This window comes from Streptomyces sp. T39, assembly GCF_008042045.1.
In the GTDB taxonomy this organism is placed as follows: Bacteria; Actinomycetota; Actinomycetes; order Streptomycetales; family Streptomycetaceae; genus Streptomyces.
Map to the genome: position 1 here is coordinate 1 of NZ_RDBP01000004.1, position 24,897 is coordinate 24,897.

24 protein-coding genes and 2 pseudogenes are annotated in these 24,897 nt (G+C 70.3%); 18 read left to right on the forward strand and 8 right to left on the reverse strand.

What is annotated here, in order from left to right; all coding sequences use genetic code 11:
- The 7 genes and pseudogenes from EAO77_RS39635 to EAO77_RS00235 form a co-directional block, all read right to left on the reverse strand.
- Positions 1 to 2,373 (reverse strand): hypothetical protein (locus tag EAO77_RS39635; RefSeq protein WP_261993728.1); only part of this gene is annotated, 2,373 nt, incomplete at its 3' end.
- 1,012 nt (positions 2,374 to 3,385) lie between these two features.
- Positions 3,386 to 4,342 (reverse strand): helix-turn-helix domain-containing protein, encoded by a 957-nt coding sequence (locus tag EAO77_RS00215; protein ID WP_147986112.1) that lies wholly within the window; start codon positions 4,340 to 4,342, stop codon positions 3,386 to 3,388.
- Positions 4,343 to 4,410: 68 nt separating this feature from the next.
- Positions 4,411 to 4,791, reverse strand: a complete 381-nt coding sequence (locus tag EAO77_RS40985; RefSeq protein ID WP_315986065.1) for a deaminase — start codon at positions 4,789 to 4,791, stop codon at positions 4,411 to 4,413.
- Between the two features lie 89 nt (positions 4,792 to 4,880).
- Positions 4,881 to 5,270: pseudogene (locus EAO77_RS40990) on the reverse strand (RibD family protein); the annotation flags it as partial.
- A 21-nt stretch (positions 5,271 to 5,291) separates the two neighbouring features.
- A complete protein-coding gene (locus EAO77_RS00230) occupies positions 5,292 to 6,086 on the reverse strand; it encodes a DNA-binding protein (protein ID WP_261993729.1) in 795 nt (264 codons plus the stop codon).
- Positions 6,087 to 6,300: 214 nt separating this feature from the next.
- Positions 6,301 to 6,474, reverse strand: a pseudogene (locus EAO77_RS40995) (helix-turn-helix domain-containing protein); the annotation flags it as partial.
- Positions 6,475 to 6,627: 153 nt separating this feature from the next.
- Positions 6,628 to 6,957: a GntR family transcriptional regulator gene (locus EAO77_RS00235; protein ID WP_187283068.1), complete on the reverse strand. Its 330-nt coding sequence runs from the start codon at positions 6,955 to 6,957 to the stop codon at positions 6,628 to 6,630.
- Positions 6,958 to 7,327: 370 nt separating this feature from the next.
- Between EAO77_RS00235 and EAO77_RS00240 the strand changes: the two genes are divergently transcribed.
- The 18 genes from EAO77_RS00240 (at position 7,328) to EAO77_RS00330 (ending at position 24,285) form a co-directional block, all read left to right on the forward strand.
- Positions 7,328 to 8,212 carry a hypothetical protein gene (locus EAO77_RS00240; RefSeq protein ID WP_261993730.1) on the forward strand — a complete coding sequence of 295 codons (885 nt, stop codon included), beginning with the start codon at positions 7,328 to 7,330 and terminating at the stop codon, positions 8,210 to 8,212.
- Positions 8,213 to 8,313: 101 nt separating this feature from the next.
- The gene (locus EAO77_RS00245) at positions 8,314 to 8,739 is read left to right on the forward strand and encodes a hypothetical protein (RefSeq protein WP_147986114.1); all 426 of its coding nucleotides are present in this window, start codon (positions 8,314 to 8,316) and stop codon (positions 8,737 to 8,739) included.
- A gap of 171 nt (positions 8,740 to 8,910) precedes the next feature.
- Entirely contained in the window at positions 8,911 to 9,120 is a 210-nt protein-coding gene (locus tag EAO77_RS00250) for a hypothetical protein (RefSeq protein ID WP_147986115.1), read from the forward strand.
- Between the two features lie 254 nt (positions 9,121 to 9,374).
- A complete protein-coding gene (locus tag EAO77_RS00255; RefSeq protein ID WP_147986116.1) occupies positions 9,375 to 9,677 on the forward strand; it encodes a WhiB family transcriptional regulator in 303 nt (100 codons plus the stop codon).
- Complete coding sequence (locus EAO77_RS00260; protein ID WP_261993731.1) at positions 9,674 to 9,874, forward strand: hypothetical protein; 201 nt, start codon at positions 9,674 to 9,676, stop codon at positions 9,872 to 9,874. Before EAO77_RS00255 ends, EAO77_RS00260 begins: the two co-directional genes overlap by 4 nt.
- Positions 9,875 to 9,887: 13 nt before the next feature.
- Positions 9,888 to 10,262: a hypothetical protein gene (locus tag EAO77_RS00265; RefSeq protein WP_147986117.1), complete on the forward strand. Its 375-nt coding sequence runs from the start codon at positions 9,888 to 9,890 to the stop codon at positions 10,260 to 10,262.
- Between the two features lie 181 nt (positions 10,263 to 10,443).
- Positions 10,444 to 10,656 (forward strand): hypothetical protein, encoded by a 213-nt coding sequence (locus EAO77_RS00270; protein WP_147986118.1) that lies wholly within the window; start codon positions 10,444 to 10,446, stop codon positions 10,654 to 10,656.
- Between the two features lie 213 nt (positions 10,657 to 10,869).
- Positions 10,870 to 11,133 (forward strand): hypothetical protein, encoded by a 264-nt coding sequence (locus EAO77_RS00275; protein WP_261993732.1) that lies wholly within the window; start codon positions 10,870 to 10,872, stop codon positions 11,131 to 11,133.
- The gene (locus tag EAO77_RS00280; protein WP_147986119.1) at positions 11,130 to 12,872 is read left to right on the forward strand and encodes a DUF2637 domain-containing protein; all 1,743 of its coding nucleotides are present in this window, start codon (positions 11,130 to 11,132) and stop codon (positions 12,870 to 12,872) included. Before EAO77_RS00275 ends, EAO77_RS00280 begins: the two co-directional genes overlap by 4 nt.
- Positions 12,873 to 13,227: 355 nt before the next feature.
- Entirely contained in the window at positions 13,228 to 15,294 is a 2,067-nt protein-coding gene (locus EAO77_RS39650) for a hypothetical protein (protein ID WP_147986120.1), read from the forward strand.
- A gap of 126 nt (positions 15,295 to 15,420) precedes the next feature.
- Complete coding sequence (locus EAO77_RS00290; RefSeq protein WP_261993733.1) at positions 15,421 to 17,601, forward strand: DNA translocase FtsK; 2,181 nt, start codon at positions 15,421 to 15,423, stop codon at positions 17,599 to 17,601.
- Between the two features lie 88 nt (positions 17,602 to 17,689).
- The gene (locus EAO77_RS00300; protein WP_147986121.1) at positions 17,690 to 18,043 is read left to right on the forward strand and encodes a hypothetical protein; all 354 of its coding nucleotides are present in this window, start codon (positions 17,690 to 17,692) and stop codon (positions 18,041 to 18,043) included.
- On the forward strand, positions 18,040 to 19,038 hold the full coding sequence (locus EAO77_RS00305; protein WP_147986122.1) for an ATP-binding protein: 999 nt from the start codon (positions 18,040 to 18,042) through the stop codon (positions 19,036 to 19,038). Before EAO77_RS00300 ends, EAO77_RS00305 begins: the two co-directional genes overlap by 4 nt.
- Before the next feature lie 185 nt (positions 19,039 to 19,223).
- The gene (locus tag EAO77_RS00310) at positions 19,224 to 19,418 is read left to right on the forward strand and encodes a hypothetical protein (RefSeq protein WP_147986123.1); all 195 of its coding nucleotides are present in this window, start codon (positions 19,224 to 19,226) and stop codon (positions 19,416 to 19,418) included.
- Positions 19,418 to 19,909: a hypothetical protein gene (locus EAO77_RS00315; RefSeq protein WP_147986124.1), complete on the forward strand. Its 492-nt coding sequence runs from the start codon at positions 19,418 to 19,420 to the stop codon at positions 19,907 to 19,909. The genes EAO77_RS00310 and EAO77_RS00315 overlap by 1 nt, the downstream gene beginning before the upstream one ends.
- Positions 19,910 to 20,162: 253 nt before the next feature.
- The gene (locus tag EAO77_RS00320; RefSeq protein WP_261993736.1) at positions 20,163 to 20,510 is read left to right on the forward strand and encodes a hypothetical protein; all 348 of its coding nucleotides are present in this window, start codon (positions 20,163 to 20,165) and stop codon (positions 20,508 to 20,510) included.
- Positions 20,511 to 20,554: 44 nt separating this feature from the next.
- Positions 20,555 to 21,799, forward strand: a complete 1,245-nt coding sequence (locus EAO77_RS00325; protein WP_261993734.1) for a tyrosine-type recombinase/integrase — start codon at positions 20,555 to 20,557, stop codon at positions 21,797 to 21,799.
- A 197-nt stretch (positions 21,800 to 21,996) separates the two neighbouring features.
- On the forward strand, positions 21,997 to 24,285 hold the full coding sequence (locus EAO77_RS00330) for a tyrosine-type recombinase/integrase (RefSeq protein WP_261993735.1): 2,289 nt from the start codon (positions 21,997 to 21,999) through the stop codon (positions 24,283 to 24,285).
- Here the strand turns inward: EAO77_RS00330 and EAO77_RS00335 are convergent, their stop codons facing one another.
- Positions 24,286 to 24,819 (reverse strand): SMI1/KNR4 family protein, encoded by a 534-nt coding sequence (locus tag EAO77_RS00335; protein ID WP_147986125.1) that lies wholly within the window; start codon positions 24,817 to 24,819, stop codon positions 24,286 to 24,288.
- Between the last annotated feature and the right edge of the window lie 78 nt (positions 24,820 to 24,897).

Here is a 24,897-nt window from a genome sequence, read left to right on the forward strand (position 1 = left end):
GGCGGCGAGGTCGGGCAGGCGCTGGGTCCACGGCGCGGGCCGGACCGGGGTGGGGCGGGCCTGGGTATGCAGCTGCTCCAGCCGCACGGCGAGCAGGTGCTCGGCGGTGCGGGTCTGCGCCTTCGCGGCGGCCTCGGTCGCGGCACGCTGGGCGTCGTCGCTGTCGGGCAGCGCCTGGAACCAGGGCTTGGCGAGCTCGGTGGCGTACGCCTTGCGGGCCTCGGCCTGGGCGTCCTCGCTGCGGCCGAGCATCACCAGGGCCTCGTGCCGGTACTCTGCGGCCGCGCTCTCGGCGGTCAGCATGGCGTTGTGCGCGGCGGCGTCCTCGACGGCGTCGAGGCCGGCTGCTTCCAGGGCGGCCGGGTCGGTGATCTGCTGGAACTGGACCCACGAGGCGGCGATGGCGCCCTCGATGGCCGTACGGACCTCGGCGGCGACGGCCGCGACGGCGACCTGGTCGGTCGGGTCGGCCGACCAGGTGGCCGCGAGGAGACCGGCCTCGCCGATCAGGACCTCGGTCTGGCGCCGGTGGTCGCACGCCTCGCACAGCCCGGCCGACCGCTCCCGGCCGCAGTCCTCGCACGCCACGGCCTGCCGGGCCGCAGCCTCAGCCGCCGCCCGCTCCCGCTCGATGGCGGCCTGCGCCTCGGCCTCGGCGCGGGCCGCCGCGCGCCGCTCCGCCCGCTGCTGGGCGTCGGCCTGCCGGGCCACGAAGTCGGCGGCCTCGGCCTCGGCGTGACGGCGCATCCGGGCCTCGATCTCCCGGTACCGGGCGTCCGTCTCCAGGCCGGGCAGCTCCTGGTCGACCTCGGCCGCGATTCGCACCCGCCACGCCCGCCGCGAGTGCAGGATGTTGGCGCAGTTGTCGCAGTCGGCGCCGGTGTCGAGCCGGACGCCGTCGTCGCACCGCACGTCCGAGCACGACGGCCGGCGCACCAGCCCGCGGTGGGTGATCCAGCCGAACGGGCGGGCGATCAGGGCCTCGCCGCCGGTCTCCTCAAGCCGGGACGTCAGCCGGGCGGCCAGCACCGACGGGGCCTGCCCCGACCACTCCAGCACCTGGCGCAGCTGCGTGAGCTCCGCCTTCGCGGCCTCCACGACGCGGTCCTGCTGCCAGCGGTTCAGCCCCTGCCACAACCAGGACACCGGCGCCAGAGCCATCCGCAGGTCAAGATCGGCCGGAAGCTCCTGCCGCCCCTGCTGCCGCGTCTTTCGACCACCCACGACCGTCAGCCGGGCACCAGCACCAGCGGCGACGCCGCCTGCCTGCTCCTGCTCGTCGACCGGTGACTCCTTGGGCTTTTCACCGCGAAGCGGGCCGACCGCCGCCACCGGAGACGTCGAACCGGCACCGGCGTCACCGCCGTCGACGGCCTGGTCCTCGCCCGCGCACGCGCGTCCCGGCCGACGGCCATCAGCTCCGCGGCCTTTGCCGGAAAAGCCACCAGCGAGCGAGAGACCAACGACGGGAGTAACCAGGTGAGGGTGGTCAGTGTGAAGGGCTGCCGCAACGTCGGGGTCTGCAACATCCGGCTCATCCGTCACCGACACGCTACTGACCTGCGGTTCCTCCTCCGCCCCTGGAGCCTCACTAGGCCCTGCCGCAACGTCGGGGTCTGAAAAATCGGGCTCCAGGTCCTCCGCACGGTCCTCCTGGACATCGTCGGCGACCGTACGACCGTGCGCGGCAGCGACCGCCGGCACCATCAGCCGCGACCGGTGCGCCATCTTCGACGCCGTCCGCAGCCGCACCCGCACCACCAACTCCCGGGCCTCCAGACGCTCCAGCACCCGCTCCCCCGCCGACGCCGAGCAGCCCAGCAGCCGCGCCACCGTCGCCGCGGCCCGGCCCCGCCGGGTGTCCACGATCCCGCCGCACTGCCGCACCCGCCCGGTCTCCCGCGCCTCCAGCACCAGCAGCAGCAGCGCCAGACGATCCGTCGCAGCTCCCCGACCGGTACGCGTACCGATCAGCCCGGCCGGAGTGACCCGGCCATCCTTGTGCTTCCAGCCCGGCGCCATCACGGCCTCCATCAGCCGCTGCAGCGTCGCGTACTCCTTCTTCGCCAGATTCAGCGGGTGCCCGATGACATCCTGCGCCGCCCACAGAGGCAGCACCTTGCACTCCAGACCGATGTCCTCGCAGTACTGGCCCTTCTCTGTCTCCACCGACACCACACCCGAGCGGCGCAGCCCCGACAGCACCTCAGATGCCGTGTACGACGCCGACATCCCCAACCACCGGCCGAGCTCCGAGGTACGGATCTTCACCACACCGTTCTCCGACGGCGTCCGCGACGCCAGCACCAGCACCGCCAGACGCACCGCGTCCGACGCACCGTCAAGGCCCGCCGCATCAAGGAGAGAGCGCACCGCACCACCCAGACGCGCACGCGCGTCGCGACCGAGTGACAGCGGACGACCCGAAGCCCGCTCCGGAGCCGGCCCGGCCTGCGCCGGCACCGACCGAAGTCGCCGGTGCGAGGCCCCGCCGACGGACACCGTGCGGGAGCGCGGCAGTACAGCGGCCGACGCCGCCACGGCGCTCATCGAGCACCCGCAGCGGCCGGAAGGCGAAACGTGGCTGTGAGTACAGCGGTGCAGGTGATCATCTCGGCAGCCTGGACCGGACGACCTGTGGACAGCGTCCGCTCAGCGCGAATTACCCTCCGCGTTTCCGCACGGCGGGCAGAAACTTCGGATCGCGTCCCGCCACACGGGACGACCCCCTCGGGGACGCTCCCGTCGACGGAGTTGCGGACGCGGACGGGCACCGACCAGGCAAACCCGGCCGGGTTGTGGCTTCCTACGGGAAGAGCCGCTTCTTGCCCAAAAGCCGCGAAATGTCGAATAGGGGACGCCAGTTTCGACACATGAAAATCACTAAAGTTGCGAAGTGCCCCGAAACGGGCAGGGCTCGACTTTTCAGGGGACACTAGATCGGGCACTATGAGGACGTCCGCCTCTCTGTATCTTCCGGCGTATCGCCGGATGGATGTTTCAGCAGGTAGGTGGGTGCGCCCGCTCTGTGAGGAGCGGGACGTGCACCAACCGGGACTGGAGAACTTCTCCTCTCTTGGTGGTCGATCGCGAAGCCCCTGTGGTGGGGGTCTCGCGGGATACGCACAGCGGGTGCTGCGCGGCTGTGGTGGCCGTGGTTAGTGGCCGGTGGTGTGATTGGTGAATCTGGCTCGATGAGCCGAAGCTCAGGACCGGGTAGAGACCGGGACTGAGCGTTGACCTGGACAGTGAGTCCGGTCAGACCGAGGCCGGCGCGGCCGAGCGGATGGTTAGTCCGCCGAAGCAGCGCGGCCATGGCGGTTACGTCACGCCGACCCCCTCGACAACAGAGGCGGAGTCGGCGTACCCGAAACCGGGACCGAGGTCAGTCCTCACGCGGACCTCCCTGGGCAACGGTCGGGTGCTCCTTGGCCAGGTTGCGAAGGAACTCCGCGTACCGCAGTCGGTTGCTGCGGTGGGGCTGCGTACGGCCGGCTTCCCATCGCACGACGGCGAGCCGCTTGACGCCGAGGGCCTCGGCGACTTCCTCCTGGGTGAGATTCGCGGCGATGCGCAATTGCTGCCGAACGTGAGGTGGGGGCAGCGTGTCGGCATCCACTAGGGCATCGTCTCGACGCAGTGGATCCGACATCACAGCCTCCATCTCATTCAACGTTTCCCGAAAAGATACACCACTTGATCTCTGGGTGGCAGGCGTCGTTGCCGCGAGAAGAGTGCTGCGCGCTGGCGAGTGAAGTCCGGCCTTGTAGCTGGAAGGCAGACCGTCCTTGTCGTGTTCATCTGCGGCCGGGGCATCAGGTCCCCTCAGCGGCCTGTGGTCTGAGAAGGGACGGACCACGTGCTGGGGACGAGGTCCAACGACCCGAGCGCTGTAGAGCACGGAGAGGGCGTATCCCGTGGACGATTCCGAGACCTCATAGAGCGACGCAAGTGCTCGCGGCGACGGCAGTGGACTACCCACTGGGTAGGTTCCATCCTGAATACGCGCGAGAACTGACTCTGCGACTGGCCGCCAGAACGGATCCTTCGGGCGTAGGTGGCGGGCATGGACCCAGTCGGCAATGCGGCTGGTGCCGTCGTACTTGGGGCTCTCTGTCCGAATCGCTTCAGCTTCGACAGCTTCGGCGGCAGCGCGGTCGTCGTACCACCTGACGTCTCTTCTCTGCACCAGGTGCCACCAGAACTTCTGGCGCTGGTGATCGGCGAAGCGCTGCTTCAGGGCCATGGTGATGCCGACATACAGAAGGCGCTCTTCGGCGTCGTACAGCCGGTACACCGCGGTACGCGCCTCGCGGACTCGCCTACGAGGATCGGTCTGCACGACTACCTCCCTCCGTTTGCCTTTGAGTGGCCTTGCAGTTGACTCACCCCTGCGCGGGTGAGCGTGGATTACCTGGTGTTGCCGTCACCCAGGTGACGGTTCGGCATTTGAGCAGCATCTGCGAGCTCGGGCAGTTCAACCACCGTCACGCCAGCACCGACCAAGAGCTCGACTCCGACACAGTCGGCAACGAACAAGGACGGCTCGCGCCAGGCGATGACGACGCGCGGGATCCCGGCCTCGAGGATCCGTTGCGCGCACGGAGTACGGTCCGCGCTCCGTTGGGAGCACGGCTCCAGGGACGAGTAGATCGTTGCCGTGGACAGCCGTGGATCGCCTGCTGGGACCTTTGCGAGGGCTGCCTCCTCCGCGTGCTCACGCGGATCGGTCTCTCGGGAGTAGCCGGCCGCGAGCTCGGTGCCGTCCTCGGCGACGATGACCGCGCCCACCGAGTACGCCCCGGTGGCCGGGGGGCACGGCCGACGCCGCGGCGACCCAGTTCGTCGAGGAGCAGGCCCCAGTCCAGCTTGGGGCCGACGTTGACCACGTCCGCGAGGTCCGCGAGCGTCGCCTTCACTTTGTCCACGGCGGAGTCGACCGTGAAGACCAGCTTCTGACCGCCGAAGTGCCAGAACTTCAGGTCCGCGTCGAGGTTGCCGGAGGCGGTCACCGTCACCTTCAGCGGGTACTCAGAGCGGCCCTCTGCGATCCGCTTCGTGCGGCGCTTCTCGGAGTTGACCAGCAGCCTCGGGTTGTCCTTCCGCATGGTCGTCGCGCCGATCAGGATCGCGTCGCAGGAGGCCCGGACTTCGTCCACGCGGTCGAAGTCGTCGGCGTTGGAAAGCAACAGTCGCTCGAGGCTGGCGTCATCCAGGTAGCCGTCGACTGACATAGCGGCGGAGAGGATGACGTACGGACGTGTGGTCATAGGTGGCGTGATCCGTTCTGATCAGAATTGGTGAGCGAGCGTGCCGTCGAAGTGCGCGCGGAACTCCGCGACCTCGGGCTGTCGCTGCCAGGGCACCAGAGCCTTGTCGAGACGCGCGAGCTCTCGGACGATCCGGCCCGAGCCCGTGTCGTTGGCGATACTCAGGGCCTGGAGACCGACCGTAGCGGCCTGGTCGGGCGCGTCGGCACCGGCGTGAGCCACGGCGGCCCGAGCCATATAGACACCGCGGTCGCGGTGGTATCCGTCGGGCAATGCCTTGATGGCGTTGGTGAAGACCTCGGCGGCCTCCGCGTGCTTGCCCAGTACCTCCAAGCCCTGCGCCCGGTGCACCTCCACGTACTGCTCGTTCAGCCACACGCCCCAGGGAGTCGTGTCGCCAGAGACGCGATCGAGAGCGTTGCGCACATCATCGATTGCGCGCTCGCTGTCGACCGGCTCACCGCGCAACGCGTGTCCGTACGACTCGTAGGTCCGGGCGACGGCGGCCAGCCGACTGCGGGGCCGCGCCATGCGCTGCGCAGCTTCGGCGAGGTCGACGACGTCGACCAGGTCGCGCATCTCACCGGCGAGCTGCGCCTTGCGGGCCATCACGTACGAGGTCAGGTCACCGTCTCCGACCGTGTGGCTCCACTGGAACGCTCGGTCGAGCCAGAACTGCGCGTTGTTGAAGTCGCCCAGGTCCTGGTAGAGCCATGAGGTGAACTCCGCGTACTGCGTCTGGAGCTCCATGAGGGCGTGGCGGTCCGCCACGCAGCATCGCGCGTCGATCCAGCGCCACGAAAACCACCGATCCATCCCGTAGACGAGCGGGGACAAAGATCCCCTCATCGTCCGACGTTGCCCGCTGGGACGCGGCAATGGCCAGGTCAACGGATGATTCGGACACATGGAGCCCTGAAACGGACACATGATCCCGAGGGGAATCATCCGAGGCGATGCGCTTCCACAGCTCGATCAAAAGGCCGTGCGCGTTGAGCACACGGTCCAACTCCTCGACCTCGGAGCGGTGCCTCGGAGCGCGCTTCGCGTTCTCCCATTTCCACAGCTTGGAGTACGAGAAGAAGGTGGCTTCCGCGAGGCCCCGCAGGCTGAGACCGCGCCGCTCGCGGAGGTCTCGCACTGTGTAGCCGAAGCGGTCCAGGGGCGATGCCTCCGGGGTCAGAACGTTCGGCTTCTGCCCCACGCTGATCCCCCTCCATGTCTCCTATCGGTGTGTCCAGCGGCTGGACACATGTCAGACCTAGAACCAGCTCCGTGGTCGGGCCTACAACTTTGCTAACGAAGTCGGACCGGCCAGGGAGGGACGAACATGCAGAACGGCACGCGAGGAACGACGTCAGTCGCCTCGGCCCTTCTCGATCCGTTCGAGACGTGCTGTGAGATCGGCGACCTGCTCCTCAAGTGCCTTGATAGATCGAGCGGTCGGGTCCTCGCCGGCGGGGGCAGCGTTGGTGACGAAAGAGCCGCGGCCCTGGTGGGAGTAGATGAGGCCCGCCGTGCGCAGCTCGGTCAGGGCTCGCTGGACGGTCCCAGCTGCGACGCCGTACTCCTCTACGAGCTCCCGCGTGCTCGGCAGCTTCGTCCCAGGGGTCAGGCGACCGGAGCGGATCTTGTCGCGGACATCCTGAACGATTCGCTGGTACGGCTGCACGGCCTCGTTGCTCATGAGCGACATCGTAGATCGACCCCCTCGTCTTAGCTAGCTTCCATAGCTTCCTCAACCAAGTGCTTGACACCCACCCAACTTTATCAGCTAAGTTAGGTAAGCAAGCAAGGTTGGCGGAGCGGCAAGAAGCCGCCCTGCTGGACGTACCACTGCACCATCGCAGTTCCGCAGCTCGTCTCTTCGGAGGTGGGCAGGTGGCCGGAGGCGGTAGCTAAGACCAAACCCCCCAGGCCGGCGGAACTGCTGCACGACTTCAGCGCTGATGCGCTGTCTATCCGCCGGGACCCCGGCCGTTGGCTCGTGGGCCTGGTGGGTGGAGAAGGCATCCGCCCCGCGTACACCCCTCCCCTTCTCCTGCCGAGGAGTCGCCATGCCCGAGCTCGCCATGCCCACGGCCGCCAAGCGCCGGGGCCGCACCCGTACCTCCCGCGTCAGCCCCCTCGCCCCGATCGCCTTGTCGACCCTGTCGCCCGGCCACATCGACATGCGGCGGGTCGAGTCCACCCAGAAGCGCCGCATCTCGCTGGTCTGCCCGGCCTGCGACACCTGGGTGGCCGTGACCCCTAACCGCGGCACCTACTTGCTCAAGCTCGTCCCGCACCACAAGGGGAAGGCTGGCGTCGCCGACGCGATCCGCTGCAGCTCCAGCAACCGACTCGTTGATGTCGACGTCAGCGCGGACACCTGGAGCCGCCAGTACGAGGAGTGGGCGCGCGAGGAGCGCCTCTCGGTCGATCTGACCCGTCACCGCCGCGCCACCGTCCAGACCCTCAAGGTGGCCCGGCCGCAGGAGCGCCCCGCCGACCGGCGAGCGCAGTGGGAACGTGTAGTTCCCGCCGCCCGCCAGGCCGACGCCGCCCGCGCGGTTCCCGCCGGCGCGACCCCCACCACGCGTGGTCGGGCCGTCGACGGCCCCGCCGGCGCCCTGCCGGCCATGCCCCGGCAGAACGCCCGGGACGCCAGTTCCGTTCGTGCCCTGGCCGCCGGCACCCTCCGCGTCCTGGCCGACGCCGCCCCGGACCGTTCCGCGAGCGACGTCCTCGACGAGCACCTTGCCCGCGCCGTTTACACGCACCTGGCCACGCTCTGGCGCCGCCCCCTGACCCCGGACGACCAGTCCACGCACACCGAGCTGGTGGCCGCGGTCCGGGCCACGCTGCCCACCCCGGCCCCGGGCGAGACCGCCGTCGCGTACACCGCCCGCTGCAAGCCCGTCTTCGGCGCCCGCCGCCGCAAGCCCGCTCTCGCGGCCTGACCCGCACAACCGCCCCGGCCCCGGCCTCGGCTCCCGCACCGCGCGGGGGCCGGGGCCGTCTGCTCCCGTCCCTGCCCACTCACCGCACCCTGGAGGTCCCGATGCCCGCCACCTTGACCCTGACGTCCCATCGGCACAGCAGCGGCGAGGTGGTCGACGCCGAGACGCTCGCGCTCCTGGACGAGCTCGACGTCCCGCTCCCCGTCGACCTCGACGACGCCGAGGTCGACCTCGACGCCGCCTTCGGTACGCCGCTGGCGATGTACGAGCCCGCGGGCACCGCCCGGGAGATGCGCCGGTACGCGGCCGCAGTCCTGGCCGTCCCGCCCGACCGCCGCCACGAGCTCGCCCTCGCGCACGGCGCGGAGATCGCCGCCCGCGTCGACGCCCGCCGCGACATCCTCGCCGCCGACCCGACCATCACCGCCCGCGTCCGCGAGCGCCTGGTCGACGTCCTTCTCCCCCACGCCGCCCGGCTGCGCCGGACGATCCGCTCCGGATGCCGCCCCGAGTACGCCGCCGCCTGACCAGACGGCCCCGGACGGACGCCCACGATCAGCGGCCACCCCCTACTACACCAAGGGGGTGGCCGCTGGTCGTGGCCGGTCGTACGACCCGCCAACACGACGACAGCCCCAGGGATGCACCCCCGGGGGTTCGTCTTCGCAGGAACCCACCCTGAATGTGAGGACCTACGCATGCACAGCATGACACGCACCATCCCCGCCCCCGCGAGCAGCCTCTACGACGACATGGAGGACGAGGACAACCGCCGCGGCCCGGAGCGCGACGAGACCGACCAGTTCCACCAGCTGGTCCGCCACCTGGTGACCGACGGAGACGCGCGGGCCGCGCTGGTCGGCCGCCGCGCCCGCCGCACCCTCGCGGAGATGGGGGTGACTCGGTGAACGCCGTCATCAGCCTGACCGACGAGGAGCGCGCTGAACTCTCGCGCAAGAACGCGGAACAGAATCGCCGCTCGGAAGCCAACCGCCGCTGATCTCCAGGCATTGCCCGTCGTCCCCGCGCCCACACGGGCGGGGCCGGCGGAGAGCGCCGGGGAGCTCACCCGCGCTCCGGCCGCCTGGCCGCAGACACGCAAACAGCCCCAGGGATTGCGCCCCTGGGGCTGTCTTTTGCACGGACCTTCTGAGAGGCACCAATGCAGCGTTCCATCGTACGCACCACCTACGCCCCCTCCGCCGACCTGCCGGTCCACACCGACTGGCGGACCGACTCCGCCTGCCAGGACGAGGACCCGGACATGTTTTTCCCGACCGGCACCACGGGACTGGCCCTGCTCCAGATCGAAGAGGCCAAGGCCGTCTGCCGCCGCTGCCCCGTCATGGAGACCTGCCTCCAGTGGGCGCTGACGCACGGCCAGGAGCACGGCGTGTGGGGCGGCACCGACGAGGACGAACGGCGCCGGATGAAGCGCCGCGCCGCCCGCAAGCGCGCCGCATGACCCTGCCGCGCGACCTCTACCCGCGCTACCAGGCCGCCGCCCGCGCCCTCGCCACCCACGACAAGGCCTGTAGCACGTGCACGCGTTCGGTTGTCGACACCAGCGGCCGCACCGCCCGGTGCCCGGACGGTGCCCGGCTCGATGAGGCGCTCACCCGGCTCCAGGCTGCCTACCTCACCCACATCAGGTCCCGCTGATGGAAGGACTCCAATGGCACAGCAGCCGCAGAAGCAGGGCGTTCAGCCGAAGACCGACTACGTCAAGGGCGACCTGGTTCTGGTCCGTGACGTCGAAAAGTACTGGCTCGGGCTTCCCGGTCACACGTTCGTCGGCCGGGTGGAGCGGTCCTGGACGCACGCCGACACCGGCAAGGTCCTCTACGACCTGACCGAGCTGGGCAGTCTCAGCTACCGCGCCGGGATCGACCCCGACTACACGCGTCCGCTCCCGGCGACGGACGCGATGCACGACATCGACACCGCGCCGCTCCGCGAGCCGGACACCGGGGCGATGACCCCGGCCGCCGTCGCCTGGCTGCGCCAGCACCTCGGGCAGGACAGCAGCGCGCTCCCCACCCGGCCCTGACCAACTGCCCCACGCAGACGGCCCTACCGACCGACGTTTCCTGCCCGGCGGGAGCGCCGGCCAACTCGCCGCCCGCTCCGCAGCACCACCGCACATCGGCGGCCCGCTCCCCGGGCCGTCCTGTTGAACCGCGTCCTGCTCCTGGTGACAGTCCAGGAGCCATACCTCGAAGGAGTCCTTCATGGCCGGGATGTTTGCCCGCATGATCAGCCCGCTGCGCCGCATCGACGCCAAGCCTGACGACCTGGTCGTCGAGGCGTACGACCTGCTCCTGCGTGCCGAGGAGAACCACGGCGTGTGGGCGGCGATGAACGCCTACACCGGCATGGCGAGCGTGAAGATCCAGCTCGCCCAGTACCTCCAGGAGCACCGCGACGGTAAGGCGAAGTCCTGAACCATCCGCCGCGGCCCCGGCCGGAGTCCACCTCCGCGCCGGGGCCGGCGGTTCTCCCGCTCCGCCACGACCGACCAGGCCGTGGCGGAGCCGGAGAGCCGGAGATGGCTCGGCAAAGGAAGAGAGGCCCCGTCCAGGGGGCCTCTCCTTTGTTCTCGCGATCCGCTGACAAGGAGCGATTCGCATGGCCAACGCTACCAGCGGGGGTGCCCGGTGAGTACGACGACCACGACCCCGGCCCCCGACAAGACGACGGACGACACGTACGTGGCGCACAGCCCGCTCACGGCGCTGCTGGCCACGCTCACCGCGCTGGTCGCCACCGTCCTTGCCCTGTTCGACCTGTTCACGAACGGCCTGTGGCCCACCTGCCTGCACCTGACCGTCGGCCTCGCCGTTTTCGGCCTGGTCCGGCTGTGTGTGGGCCTGGCCCTCACCCCGTTCACCTCGACCGACGACCCGGAGACCAGCACATGACCGCCGTCGACTTCCGCAAGCCCGATGTGATCCGCCCGGACGGCGACGACGACCCGCGCGCCTGGGACGTCACCGGCCCGGCCGACCACCCCGACGACCACGACCAGGACCCCGCGCACGACGACGACGAATCGGAGGAGGAGCAGGAGCGCGGCTACGCGAAGTGGGAGCTGTGGCTCGCCGTCTTCGGCGTCCTGCTCGGCACCGGCGTCGCCGTGCTCGGTCTCTACAGCAGCTTCGGCGCCCTGTACGACAAGGCCGCGCTGCCGGCCTCCCAGGGCGGCTGGGGCTGGGAAGACCCGTGGCTGCTGCCGGTCGGCATCGACCTGTCCATCCTCGCCTTCGGCATCGTCAACCTGCTGCTGATCCGCGCCCGCCGCCCGCTGTGGTGGATCAAGTGGGTGCCCCGCGGCGGCACGGTCCTGACGATCTACCTCAACTGGGAGGCCGCCAACACCCTGCCCGCGCAGGTCGGCCACGCCGGCCTTGCCGCCCTGTGGGTGATCTTCTCCGAGATCGCCGCGCACCTGTACGCGGCCCACATCGGCGAGGTCCACGGCGCGCGCCGCATGGGCAAGATCCGCCTGACGCGGTGGCTGTGCCAGCCGCGGACGACGTGGCGGATCTGGAAGCTGATGCGGCAGGACGAGATCACCGACTACGAGGTCGCGCTCGCCCACCACAAGGAGTGGATGGTCTACGAGCAGCGCCTCGCCTCGAAGTACCAGACCCGCCGCTGGCGCCGGAAGGCCGTTCAGGAGGAGCTGGCCCCCTTTCAACTCGCCAAGGTCGGGCTTTCAGTCGACGAGGCCCTGGCGGTCCCGCTGATGGAGGAAGTCCGCGAGGCCACGCGTCTCGCGGACGCGGCCTTTCAGCGGACCGCAGCCGAAGTTCAGCGAGTCAAGGCCGATGTTCAACTCGGGGCCGCTCGCATTCAGGCAGAGGTCGACAAGATCCGCTCCGAGGGTCAGCTGAAGATCGCCCGAGCCGAAGCGGAGCGCGAGGCTCAGGCGGAGATTCAGCGCGCCGAGGCCGATGCTCAACTGCGCGAAGCCAAGCGTCAGCACGCGCTCAAGCTTGCCGAGGACCAGGCCGCCGCCGAGGCCCAGGAGCTCTCCGACGAGACCGAGAAGCGGCGCACCCTCGCCCAGATCGACCGGGAGAAGGTGCAGGCCAGCTGGGGTCTGGAGAAGCAGCAGATGGCCACCGAGGCCACCGAGGCCGAGCGCCGCATCCAGGCCGACGCCGCCGCCCGCGCCCAGCGCGACGAGCTCGCCCGCAAGGCCGGCATCGCCGAGCAGGAGCAGCGCCGGGCCGCAGCCGAGGCCGCCACCAAGAAGGCCCTCGAAGAGGCCGCTGAACACGATCGGAAGGAGGCTGAACACCGCGCCGCGACCCTGAACACGACCCGGCAGGAGCAGCGCGACAAGGAGGAGATCGCCGCCTCGAAGGCCCGGGAGGCGGCTGCGGTCGAGGAGGCGGCGGAGCACCGGGCGCGGGCCGCTGAACATGAGGCCCGTGCGGTCGAGGCCGCGGCCCTGGCCCGGATGTCGCAGGTCGACTGGGACGTGCACCGGGTTGTCGCGATGATCGAGGCCCGGGGCGAGAGCGCGGTCACCGTCCGCGTCATCGCCGACGAACTGGGCATCTCCACCGGCTCCGCGCAGGACCGCAAGACCCGCGCCGTCGAGCTCCTCAAGGGCGGCGGCAACGAGGCTCCGGAGCAGGCAGCAGCCTGAAACGGAATCAGATCCGAGGGTCCTCCTGGCCCCCACGGTCGTCCCTCGCACCGTCTGCCCGGCACACCGCCGGGCAGCGCGCTGCGGGGGCCGGCCGCGGCCGCCAGGCCGACCGCTTCACCCGCTCCACCAGCACGGACCAGGCCGACCTACGGCCCGGAAAGCACCCTTTGCACCCGCGACCCCGCCGTTTACGGAAAGTAGCGGCGAGGCGAGGCGAKGCGAGGCGAGGCGAGGGTGAAACCCTCTCCCAGCCCCCTGTTGAGCCCTCCAACCGGGGGTGACAGGGGGTCTCTGCCCTCACCTCGCGTCGCCTCGCCTCTCCTCTCCGCTACGCAATGTGAGGAGATCCGTCGTGGCAGACACCGCGACCGCGCCCCCGGAGGCCACCACCGCCGAGGGCGCGGACACCGACGAGTACACCGTCGTCACCGAGCCCTCGGAGGCCACCGACCCGGCCCCGGAGAAGAAGAAGACCAGCCGCGGCCGCCCCCAGGCGCTGCCGCTCATCGTCCACGGAACGAACGCAACCGGAATCGCTACGGGCATTGCCTACGGCGTGGCCGGAGTGCCCGGACTCATCGCAGCTGGCGCGGCCGGAGTGGCCGTCGCCGCTGCCGCGCTCGCCGGGTGGAAGAAGCGCTCGAAGGTCTCCGCCGCCCGCAAGAACGCCGCCGCGAACCGCTCCGGAGGCGGCTCCGGCCGGGCCGGAGGGGGCGCGGGCAAGGGCGGTCTGCTTGGGCGCGGCGGTGGTCGAGGCCGGGGAGGCAGCGGTGCGGGCGGCGGCGGCAAGATGAACAACCGCAGCGGCCGGATGAACAACGGGGGCGGGCGGATGAACGGCCCCGGTTCCACCGGCCCCGGCGGCGGCAAGCGCTCCGGCGGCCGCCACGCCGCGGGCGGCGGTTCCGGCCACGGCGCCGGCAGCGGCGGGTCCGGGAAGAACGGGCGCGGCCTGGGCGGACTGCTTGGCAAAGGCGGCCGCGGAAACGGCGGCCAGGGCAACGGCACCAGCCCCAGCGCCAACACCCCCAAGGGCACCGGCAGCGGGAAGAACAGCCCGGGAGGGAAGTCCGGCGCCGGTCAGCAGTCCCGCACCGGGAAGGCGTGGCAGACCCTCAAGGGCTGGGGCAACAAGATGCGCCGCACCAACAGCGGCGCGGGCACCGGTTCCTCCGGCGGCTCCAACGGCTCCGGGTCCGGCAGCACCGGCAGCACCACCCCGGCGAAGTCCCGCCTTGGGCGCGCGATGCAGAAGATGCGCGGCTGGGCGGGCAAGCTCCGTCGCTCCAAGAAGAACAAGGGGGGCGGTACCGCCGGCGGCTCCAGCGGTTCCGGCACCAAGGCCGGGCCGGTGACGGGCCGCCTGTACCGGATGCGCCGGATCGCCGCCCGCAAGCTCGGACACTGGGCCCGCTGCGCCGGAGCCGGTTTTCTCGCCGGGCTCGCCGGACTCCTCACCCTGCCGCTCGGCATCCTGTGGGGCACCTGGCGCCTGCTTACCAAGCACCGCGACCCGATCTTCGGGTTCGCCTTCCCCGTCCGGACCGCCGGACGGATCTGGCGGTTCTTCTTCCGCCGCTCCAGGGCCCGCCACGACAAGGAAGCCAAGGCGGACCAGCTCACCCTCAGCGTCACCGACCCCCGGAAGGACACCGACGTGACCGGCCCCTCACTCGCCGCAGGCACCACCGTGCTGGACGGCAACAACTCCAAGTTCGCCCTCGCCATGCGGGCGATGCACTCCGCGTACACCGGCTACAGCCCGACCAGCATGATGGAGGTCGCCGCCGAGTACGCGGGCCTGCCCAACGGCATCCGCGCCGCGGCGATGGCCGTGCAGCAGATGGCCGTCAACTCCGACCAGAAGTACCCGTGCAGCAAGCGGGCCATCGCCAAGCTCACCGAGGCGTACCAGCGGATGGTCAACGCCGCCTCCCGTGCGGAGAACATGGTCGCCCTGTTCCGCTTCGCCCACGCCTTCGACATCGAGCGGATCGTCGCCCCTCGGACGAACGAGTGGATGTGGAACGTCACCCCGAACGGGTCGTCCGCGTCCGAGGCCGCGATGTTCCAGCCCGGCCGGATCGAATCCGGGTGTGTCCTGATGGCCGTGCTCTACCGGACCTTCGACCCGGTCCACATGCTCCAGGTCGGCTCCGAGTACCAGGGCATCGGCTACGGGCTCAACGCCCTGGCCGACGCGATCGAGGCCCTGCACCAGCGCACCCGCGACCTGTACCCGGTCGACGACCGCGTCACCGACGAGCTCGGCACCCTGGTCCAGATGATCCGGGCGGCGGCCGACGACGCCGACATGGCCGCGAAGCTGTTCCTCGAGGACCACCGCCTGGAAATCAGCCACAACACCAACCCCCGCAAGGGCCCGGCCGCCGAGTCCATGTGGAACACCCCCCGCTGACCGAAGCGGACCTGAGCACGACCCGCACCACCAGGAGCCGGTGGCCGACCCCGAACCCGGGGCCGGCCACCGGCTCCCCTGCTGTTGCCCCGCCCCGCCTTCCTCACCAGGACGGAGAACTTCCCTATGTCCATGCGTCACTGGGACTGGTCGCTGCCCAGCGGCCACACCACCTTCCTCGGATACGCCAGCGAAACCGCCGCCTCGATGGTGATGCTCGCCCCGATCACCGGGCTGCCCTGGCAGGCCGCAGCTGTCACCCTCGGGGGCGCGGCCGCCGCCGGAGCCGTCCACGACCTGCGCGAGGGCACCACGGCCGGCACCCTCACCACCCGCGCCCTGTCCTGGATCACTGCCGCCGGATGGGCGTCCTGGGCGCTGGCGACCGCGCCCCTCACCTCCACCGGCTGGGCCACCGGCCTGGGCCTGGCCGCCGTCGGCATCGCCGCGAACGCGAGTGCCACCCGCTCGGAGCCCACTCGCTCCGAGCGTAAGCGCCTGCTCAAGCTGCGCCGCGAGTCGGTCGGCATCCTGCGCGATTGGGAAGACCGCATGAAGCGCGTCGCCCGGCTGGAGAACTGCGTCGGCAAGGACGTGATGCACTGGCCCGAGAAGGTCGGCTACACCGTGGAGATCGACCTCCCCTCCGGCGGCGCCGACGCGGCCGACCTCAACGGCTACGGCCCGAAGTTCGCCGCCGACCTGCGCCTGGCCGACGGCTGCGGCGTGGAGATCTTCCCCGGCAGCCACCGCGGCACGATCCTGGTCGAGGTCACCCTCAAGGACGTCATCAGCGAGGACATCCCCTACCCGGAGGACTTTTCCGAGCTGACGCTGACCGAGCGGTTCCCCTTCGGCCTGCACCGCAACGGCCAGCCGGCCATGGGAAGCCTCTGCAACGACTGCGGCATCCTCATCGGCGAGACCGACGCGGGCAAGACCAACACGCTGCGCGTCGTCACCGGCCAGCTCGCCCGGATGCCCGACGCGCTGATCTGGGCCATCGACATCACCGGCGGCGGCGTCGCCCTCCCGTGGATCACCCCGTGGGCCACCGAGGGCCTCGCCTCCGCACCGATCGTCGACTGGATCGCGCACACCGAGGACGAAGCCCGGCTCATGCTCCGCATGGCCGGAGAGATCATCGCCGCCCGCAAGGCTGGCTACCAGCAGCTGATGCGGGAGAAGAAGACCGACAACAAGCTGCCGATCAACCACGAGATCCCCGGCATCGTCATCATCACCGACGAGACCGCCTCCCTCCCCTTCGACGTCAAGGAGATGCTCGACAAGGTCGCCGAAGAGGGCCGCGCGATGCGCGTACGCAACCTCGTCTGCGGCCTGCGCGCCACACAGGACGTCGTCACCGCCACCATGAAGATCCAGGCGAAGTGGCGCGTCGGCATGACCGTCTCCGACGCTGAGGAGCTCGCCTACCTCTTCCCCGGCTACATCAAGATCGACCCGAAGGACGCCCCGGTCGCGGGCGCCGGCTGGACGATGCACACCCGCCTCGGGCCCAAGAAGCCCACGGCGATGAAGGTGTGGCGCCTGGTCGACGAACTCACCGACAAGATCTGCGCCGCGACCGCCGCCCGCCGCCCGAAGCTGGACCAGCTGTCCGCGTCGGTGGAGAGCGGCGCGCACTATCCGCAGCGGTGGGCGCGCACCCTGCCCGACCTCTACAAGGGCCAGACCCTCACCGAGTCCGCGCAGCACGCCATCGACAACGCCGGGGAGATCATCGACGCCGCCACCCTGCTCGCCTCCGATCCGGCCACCACCCGGGTCGCCGGCCACCCTGCGGTCACCCTGGCCGTCGCGGTGCCGCAGGGCTTCGAGGGCTTCGGCGGCGCGGCGGAGCTGTTCGCCGCCGTCAACGCCAGCCTCGACCCGACGTCCGGACCGATCCCCGTCCCCGCGGCCCCGGCCCCGGCCGCCGACCGTGCGCGGTGCCGGGGTGGCCTCGTCGCCGAGCAGCTGCTTGAGCATCTCGTGCAGGGCCTTGGGCGCGTAGCCGGTTTCGCCGGCGGCGACCAGGAGTTCCCAGCCCTTCTCCCGCCTCCACCCTCGCCGTCACCCGCACCGTCGGCTACCGCGTCCCCGCGGCCGCGCTCCTCACCGGCGCCGCGATCAACGCGATCACCCACGGAATCCTGGACCGGCGCGACCCGCTCCTGTGGCTTGCCGAGAAGACGGGCAAGACCGGCTACATCAAGCACGCCACCGTCGTACGCAAGGCCGGCGGCGAGGGCACCGAGTACCCCGAGCCGGTCCAGGACGTCTCCGGGCCCGGCACGGCGCTGATGGAGCTGGACCAGTCGGCCCACCGCCTGATCGGCGTGGCCGCCGCCCTGGTCACCACCTGGATCACCCTGCGCAAGGGCGACCGCCGGTGACCGCCGCCGCTCGCACCCGGCTGGAGCGCGTACGCGCTCCAGCCGGGATCGCGAAGCTCGCCGTCCAGCAGATCGAGGACGAACTGGGCGGTCCGGTCGACGCCGAGTTCCTCGCCGGGGCGCTGCGCGAGCTGTTCGACGAAGCCTTCCCGCAGGACGGCGTCCTCGGCTCGCTCAACCAGCTCCTGACGATGGCCTCCCGCGCCGCCGCGCTCACGCCGCTGGACGGCGAGGACGCCAAATCCGCCGCCTGCGCGATCGAAGAGGCCGCGGCCTTCGTCGCCGACTCCGCCGGGATGCGCCTGCACCTGGCCACCTCCACCCTCCACCCGCAAGGAGAACGCGCATGAAGACCACCTTCACCGGCACCATGCAGCCGCTCGATACGACCATCCCCGACCCGGCGCTCATCGTGATGATCGGGGCGAGCGGCAGCGGCAAGAGCACGCTGGCGAGCAGCTGGCCCGCCACCCAGGTCCTGGAGCTCGACACCTTCCGGGCGATGGTCTCGGACCGGGCCGGCGACCAGTCCTCCACCGAGGCCGCGGTCACCGTCATGCACGCCGCCCTCGCGGCCCGCATGGCCCGGCGGCTCACCACGGTCATCAGCGACACGAACACCGACGCCCGCGTCCGCAAGGGCCTGATCGACGCCGCCCGCGCCCACGGTGTACCCGTCGTCGCGCTGCTCGTGGCGACCCCGGCCGACGTGTGCGTGTGGCGTCAGGCCGTCCGCGACCCGGACCGCGCCGTGCCCGAGGACGTCGTACGCCGCCAGCACGCCGACGCCGTCACCGCGTTCCCGCAGCTGCGCGGCGAGGGCTTCGACCACGTCGTCTTCGCCGACAACAGCCACCGCCTGGAGCCGCTCCTCAAGCGGGCCAGCGACGCCCGCCGCCGCGACATGGGCTGGGACGGCGGCGACGGTCTCGGATCCCTGCTCCTGGTGCGCCGCGTCTTCGGCCCGGACGTGCTGCCGCTGTGGACCTGGCGTGAAGGCAGCGACCTGGCGGGCGGCGACCGCGTCGGCGAGATCCGCCTCGGCAAGGACCGGCTCGTGCTCGCCCTGCGCACGGACGTCGACGGCGAGGGTGACATCGGCTTCGACCTCCTCACGTGCTGCCCGTACGACGACGAGTGCGACGCGCGCGCCTGGCACCCCGTGCACTCGGTGACCGACCTCCTCGACGCGCACACCAGCGACCGGCCGCACCCCGACACGGTGTGCACCGTTCACGGCGGCCCCGACGACGTCGACCAGGAGGCCGACGACCACGACCAGGCCGACGACCCCGAGGGCCGCGCGGACCTGGAAGAGCAGTTCGCGGCCGCGGTCCGCGAGTGAGCCGCGCCGCCGACGGTCCGCACCCGCACCCGTTCACCCCCGGCCGATCTCCCGGCCGGGGGTGAACGGGCGCACGGGTGCCCGGACTGCCACCTTCCGATCCAGGGCCCGGTTCGTCTCCGACCCGCCCAAGAGCGGCAAGAGCAAGGACCATGCCTGAACGTCCCCTCCACACGGAGGCCCTCATGAGCAGCACCGAACACGACGTCGACCGTGCCCTCGCCTACCCCGAGCCGCCCGCCTCCCCGCTCTGGCACCGCCACGGCGCCAAGGCCCGCCCGCTCACCGACGCACAGCAGCGGCGTAACCGCGAGCTCCTGGTGCTCGCGCAGAAGCGCCCTGCCCGACCCCGCTTTCCTCCCCGGGCGGAGGCCCGCTGATGAACCCCCAGACGCACCTCGCCATAGACGGCTACGTCGACGCGATCCCGGCCCCCGGCAGCGGCTGGGGCACCGCGACGTTCGACCTGATCCACTCCCCCGCCGACGTGGACGCCATCGCGCCCGACACCCCCGACACCCCCGACACCGTCTACGCCTGCACCACCGCCGACCCGCGCATCGCCGACGTGCTCCTGCGCGAGATCCAGCCCGGCGACCTGCTGCGCGTCACCGGCATCATCGTCCAGCTCGACGACCCCACGGCCCCGGCCCGCTTCACCGTCGACGCCCTGGAGGTCCTCCAGGCTGCCCCGGCCCCCGTGCTCTACGACTTCGTGCTGGAGCGCTGGGGCACCTACGTGGCGGTCTTCGACGCCGACCGCGACCAGGTCCCGGTCTTCACCGTGTCCGGCCGGTGGGTCGGCGAGGCCACCAACCCCGACGCGATCAGCGACCTGATCGACGCCTACGAGGAAGGCGACCCGCAATGACGACCGCCCTCCCGGCACAGCGCACCGTCCTGGAGGAGTTCCCCGCCGGCCACCCCGCGGCTCCTGGCCCGCCGACGAATACGCCGCCGCCCAACGCGCCCAGGGCACACCAGCTCAGGTCGAGATGGACCTGCGCACCGACCAGTTCCTCGTGGTAACCCCCACCCCGGAGCGCCGCGCCCCGCCCCTCCCGGCCAGGCACGGCGCTCCGCGTGTTCCGCACGCCCCTCACCACCGAGCAGGAGGCTCACCCTTGCGCCCGATCCGTCTCACCTCGTTCGGCTACCTGCACCTGCCCACCGGCCAGGACGGCTCTTCCGTCCCGCCCGCCGCCGACCGGATCGAAGACGTCCGCGACCGGCTCCGCGACCCGGCCGCCGCCCGAGACATCCTCGACCTCGACGGCCTCAACCCCCGCGTCCAGGACGTCGTCCTCGCAACGCCCGGCGCCCGCGAGCTGCTCGCCAACCTCGCCGCCTACGCCGACCTGCCCGCCGGCCCCAGCCACATCGCCATCGGCTGTGCGGGCGGCAGGCACAGAGGTGTTGACCGGACTACCGCACGACACGCCGGATGTGGGCGCATCCCCCGCATGGCCTAGTCGGTAGACGTTGCGCATCCGAGCGACGAAGGAGCGCAACGAAGTTGGACGCAGCATCTCGTGACATCCAGTTGATCCGCCTGCCGCGATGGGGGCGGGTAGCCGTGGGAGCCGGGGCGGTGCCTTGGCTGGTCTTCGACGAGGAGGGAAGAGCGGTGGAGCCGATTCGCAGGTTCCTGATCGACTTCGTCGCTCGGGACAACCGACCGGGCAGCGTCCGCAGCTACGCCTTCGATCTCCTGCGCTGGTGGCGATGGCTTCGCGTGGTCCAGATCGAATGGGACCGGGCTACGTCCGCCGAGGTGCGCGACTTCGTGCTGTGGCTGAGGGTCACGACGAAACCTCGGACGTCCCCGCGGACGCATTCGGCGGCGACCGCGGGGACCACCAACACGATCACGAAGAAGCCGTACCTGGACGACCTCTACAAACCGCGCACGATCCGGCACAGTAACGCCGTACTCCGCAGCTTCTACGAATTCTGGATCGAGTCGGGCAGCGGCCCGCTGGTCAACCCGGTGCCGCTGGCCCGGAGCGCGAGGCGCCGCCCGCACGCCCATCACAACCCGCTGGATCCCTACGGCGGCGAGGTCCGACTGCGCTACAACCCCAAAGTCCCACGTCGGCGCCCACGGCAGATGTCGGACGAGCGGTGGAACGAGCTGTTCGCGGCACTGCGGTCCAACAGGGACCGGGCGATCCTCGCGCTCGGCATCAGCAACGCCGCCCGCGCCTCCGAGCTCCTCGGGGTCCGGGGCGTCGACGTCGACTGGGGCGACCAGCTCGTACGCGTCGAACGCAAAGGATCCCAGGCCGAGCAGTGGCTTCCCTCCAGCCCGGAGTCGTTCATCTGGCTGCGGCTTTACCAGAGCGAGGGCCCGCCGCTGGACCCGCAGGCCCCGCTGTGGTGGACACTCCGGCGTCGTGACCACGGCGCCGGGCTGGCCTACCAGCCGATGACCTACGAGGCCCTGCGCGCGGTCTTCCGCCGGACCAACGCCCTGTTGGGCACGAACTGGTCGATGCACGACCTGCGGCACACTGCCGCGCTGCGGATGTCCCGGGACAAGCGGCTGTCGCTGCGGGACGTGCAGACCATCCTTGGTCACGCCAACCTGAGCACCACCGCCGACGTGTATCTCGTCGAGGAAGAAGAACAGGTCATCGCCCGGGTTCAGGAGTACCTCGCCGACCGTGAGGAACGCGCGAAGCGCCCCGTGCCGACCGCCGTCGCGACCGGTTACGAGGCAAGCGACCTGGCCGTGCTGTTCGGAGGTGGCCAGGCGTGACGCTACAAGGAGGCCGCCGAGCCAACTCCGTCCGCCGGGCGGGAACCGGCCCCGCGCCGGCGAAGCCGTTGTTCATCGAGCACGAGCTCAAAGCGGATAGGGAACGCGTCGGCCCACACGACCACCTCACCCGAGACGAGGTCCTGGCCCTGCTGCCGACCTCGCCGCTCTGGCCACAGAGAACGTACAGCCGCGGCATGTGGCCCGGAACCATCCGGCTCGCGGGGGCAGCCAAGATCCTCGACTGGCTGCTGACCTTCCCCGAAGACGGGTGGCAGGGACGGTGGCTTGCGGGCGGGGCCGACCAGGGCAAAGAGCTGATCCTGGCCTTGAACGAGCACGACCCTCGCTGCGAGGAATCTAGGCGCAACGAGCTCATGATGGGCCTCAACAGCCTGCTGATCAGCCGGGTGGTTCTCCCGCGCTACGTCTTCCTGCGCTGCTACAAAGTGATGCGGCTCTTCAAGGACATCCAGCAGATGTTTCCCGCCGGTCAGCTGGAGCGAATGCGCGACTTCGGCGCCGACCTCGGCATGACGCCCCGGCACATCGACGAGGGCCTGCGGGTCATCTCCTCGATCATCCTGCACACGGGCCGGGACCTCGCCCAGCTCACCGCCGAGGACGTCTTCTACCTGCGGGCCGTCGGACGACGGGAGACCGGTGAGGCATACGTGGGCACCCACAGCGCCTGGGACCTGCTGCGGGGCGCCGGTGTCATCGACTCGAAAGACACCCTCAAGGACGCACTGCGGCACGGGCAGCGGCCCACCGCCGAGCTGGTCGACGCCTACAACATCCAGTCCACGCAGGTCCGCAACCTGCTCGTCCGCTACCTCGAAGAACGCCGCCCCGGGATCGACTACGGCACCTTCCGAGGATTGGTACGCGAACTGGCCGGCGTGTTCTGGGCGGACATTGAGGCGCACCACCCCGGCATCGACACCCTCCGTCTGCCCGACGACGTCATTGACGGCTGGAAACAACGCCTGGTCACCTACGTCAACAAGAGCGGAGAGGTCAAAGAGCGCCGCTCGCGCATCGACGTCATGATGCGGGTACGCGGCTTCTACCTCGACATTCAGGAGTGGGCCCACGACGACCCGTTCTGGGTCCCGTGGGCAGTGCCAAGCCCGATCACCCGGGGCGACGGCGCCGGGAACCACAAGATCTACAAGCAGACCACCTCCCGGATGCACCAGCGAGTCCGCGAGCGGCTGCCCCATCTTCCCGTCCTGCTGGAGACAGCCGAGCGAGTACACCGAGAGGCCGTCGCTCTGCTGGAGGCCGCCCGCGCCACACCGTTCAACGAGACCTTCGAGCACGGCGAGACGCGCTACCTGCGGATCCTTCCCAAGGTGAACCAGGTGCCCAGCCGCCTCGATCACGGCTCACGGCATGTCTTCATCAAGGAGGTTGACAGCACCGAACGAAGGATCAACCAGAGCCTCGTGGAGGACGACGCCTTCTGGGCCTGGGCGATCATCGAGACGCTACGGCACACCGGAGTTCGCGCCGAAGAACTGACCGAGCTCACCCACCTCGCGCTGGTCTCCTACAAACTGCCCGACACCAACGAAGTCGTCCCGCTCCTCCAGATCGTTCCCTCCAAGAGCAACGAGGAACGGCTACTGCTGGTCAGCCCCGAACTGGCCAGCGTCCTGGCCACGATCATCAAGCGTCTGCGCGACGCCAACGGCGGGAAAGTCCCCCTGATCTCCCGCTACGACTCACACGAGCGCGTCACGGGCCCCCAGCTACCGCACCTGTTCCAGCGCCGCCCCTACTGGCAGCCGCAGGTCATGAGCGAGGCCGGCATCAAGCGCGCCCTGGACCGGACCCTGGAGGCCACCGGACTCCGCGACCAGGCCGGCGAGCCACTGCGCTACACACCCCACGACTTCCGAAGGATGTTCGCGACCGAGGCCGTCACCGGCGGACTGCCCGTTCACATCGCAGCCCGCATCCTCGGTCACAAGACACTGACCACCACCCAGGCATACCTCGCCGTCTTCCAGGACGACCTGGTACGCACCTACCGAGGCTTCCTCGACCGGCGCCGGGCCGAGCGCCCCCAAGAGGAATATCGCGAGCCAACCGCGGCGGAGTGGCACGACTTCCAGCAGCACTTCGAGCTCCGCAAGGTCTCCCTCGGCACCTGCGGGCGCCCCTATGGCACCCCCTGCAAGCACGAACACGCCTGCATTCGCTGCCCCGTTCTCCAGATGGACCCCCGCCAGCGGCCCCGTCTCATCGAGATCATCCAGAACCTCCGCGAGCGCATCACCGAAGCCCGCGGGAACGGCTGGCTCGGCGAGGTCGAAGGACTCCAGGTCAGCTTCGACGCTGCGATGGCCAAGCTCAAGAGCCTCAAAAACATCCCCATCGACGGACGCCCTCAGCTGGTCGACCTCGGCATGCCCGTCTTCACCGACGACGCATCGCCGCCTCGACCGAATGAAGGAGAATCCCTGACCCGAGGCTGATCACTCTGCATCACCGGACCCGCCCGAGGCGGGGCCGTCACCATACGTGCTGCCCGCGGTGAGCCCACCGACGAACGAGCAGAAGTCACCAGCCAGGACGAGCTCCGTGGCGAGGTCGGTCTCGAACCATGTGACCGAGGGCTCGCCGTCCCGCCCGCAGGTTCGGTAGTCCAGCGCGATCCAGCAGTGCCCGTCGCCGGAGAGCAGCACAAGTGGTGCTGGCATGCCCCACTCCTCGACCAAGTACGGGGTGTCGAGCAACGAAGTCATCCCGTCGCGTCGCCCGATGCCCATCAGGCTCTCGAAGGGGACGTGGTCTTCGCTCCACGAGGTCGGCTGGCTGGTGGGGAACGCATCGTGCTCAGCAGCCACGATGCCGCCGTTCTGGATCCGCAGAAGGTCAAGCAGGGCCGAGGGCAGCGTCACGCCCAGCGCCCGCTCAGCTTCTCGCACCATCTCGTCCGTCAGAAGCTGTTGGACGCCGTAATCGCCGTCACCCCAGAACGTCGTCATGACCTCATCGAATCGCGCCATGACACGCAGCCTACGGTTCAGCCGCACTGGCCTCAGCTGCAAGATCACTTCTTAGACCGTGTCCTACGTGGTGAGGCG

Excerpts from the sequence above, each read along its gene's own strand:
- EAO77_RS00230 (WP_261993729.1), bottom strand. The coding sequence starts at position 6,086 with ATGGATCGGTGGTTTTCGTGGCGCTGGATCGACGCGCGATGCTGCGTG.
- EAO77_RS00235 (WP_187283068.1), bottom strand. The coding sequence starts at position 6,957 with ATGAGCAACGAGGCCGTGCAGCCGTACCAGCGAATCGTTCAGGATGTC.
- EAO77_RS00240 (WP_261993730.1), top strand. The coding sequence starts at position 7,328 with ATGCCCGAGCTCGCCATGCCCACGGCCGCCAAGCGCCGGGGCCGCACC.
- EAO77_RS00245 (WP_147986114.1), top strand. The coding sequence starts at position 8,314 with ATGCCCGCCACCTTGACCCTGACGTCCCATCGGCACAGCAGCGGCGAG.
- EAO77_RS00250 (WP_147986115.1), top strand. The coding sequence starts at position 8,911 with ATGCACAGCATGACACGCACCATCCCCGCCCCCGCGAGCAGCCTCTAC.
- EAO77_RS00255 (WP_147986116.1), top strand. The coding sequence starts at position 9,375 with ATGCAGCGTTCCATCGTACGCACCACCTACGCCCCCTCCGCCGACCTG.
- EAO77_RS00260 (WP_261993731.1), top strand. The coding sequence starts at position 9,674 with ATGACCCTGCCGCGCGACCTCTACCCGCGCTACCAGGCCGCCGCCCGC.
- EAO77_RS00265 (WP_147986117.1), top strand. The coding sequence starts at position 9,888 with ATGGCACAGCAGCCGCAGAAGCAGGGCGTTCAGCCGAAGACCGACTAC.
- EAO77_RS00270 (WP_147986118.1), top strand. The coding sequence starts at position 10,444 with ATGGCCGGGATGTTTGCCCGCATGATCAGCCCGCTGCGCCGCATCGAC.
- EAO77_RS00280 (WP_147986119.1), top strand. The coding sequence starts at position 11,130 with ATGACCGCCGTCGACTTCCGCAAGCCCGATGTGATCCGCCCGGACGGC.
- EAO77_RS00290 (WP_261993733.1), top strand. The coding sequence starts at position 15,421 with ATGTCCATGCGTCACTGGGACTGGTCGCTGCCCAGCGGCCACACCACC.
- EAO77_RS00305 (WP_147986122.1), top strand. The coding sequence starts at position 18,040 with ATGAAGACCACCTTCACCGGCACCATGCAGCCGCTCGATACGACCATC.
- EAO77_RS00310 (WP_147986123.1), top strand. The coding sequence starts at position 19,224 with ATGAGCAGCACCGAACACGACGTCGACCGTGCCCTCGCCTACCCCGAG.
- EAO77_RS00315 (WP_147986124.1), top strand. The coding sequence starts at position 19,418 with ATGAACCCCCAGACGCACCTCGCCATAGACGGCTACGTCGACGCGATC.
- EAO77_RS00330 (WP_261993735.1), top strand. The coding sequence starts at position 21,997 with ATGTGGCCCGGAACCATCCGGCTCGCGGGGGCAGCCAAGATCCTCGAC.
- EAO77_RS00335 (WP_147986125.1), bottom strand. The coding sequence starts at position 24,819 with ATGGCGCGATTCGATGAGGTCATGACGACGTTCTGGGGTGACGGCGAT.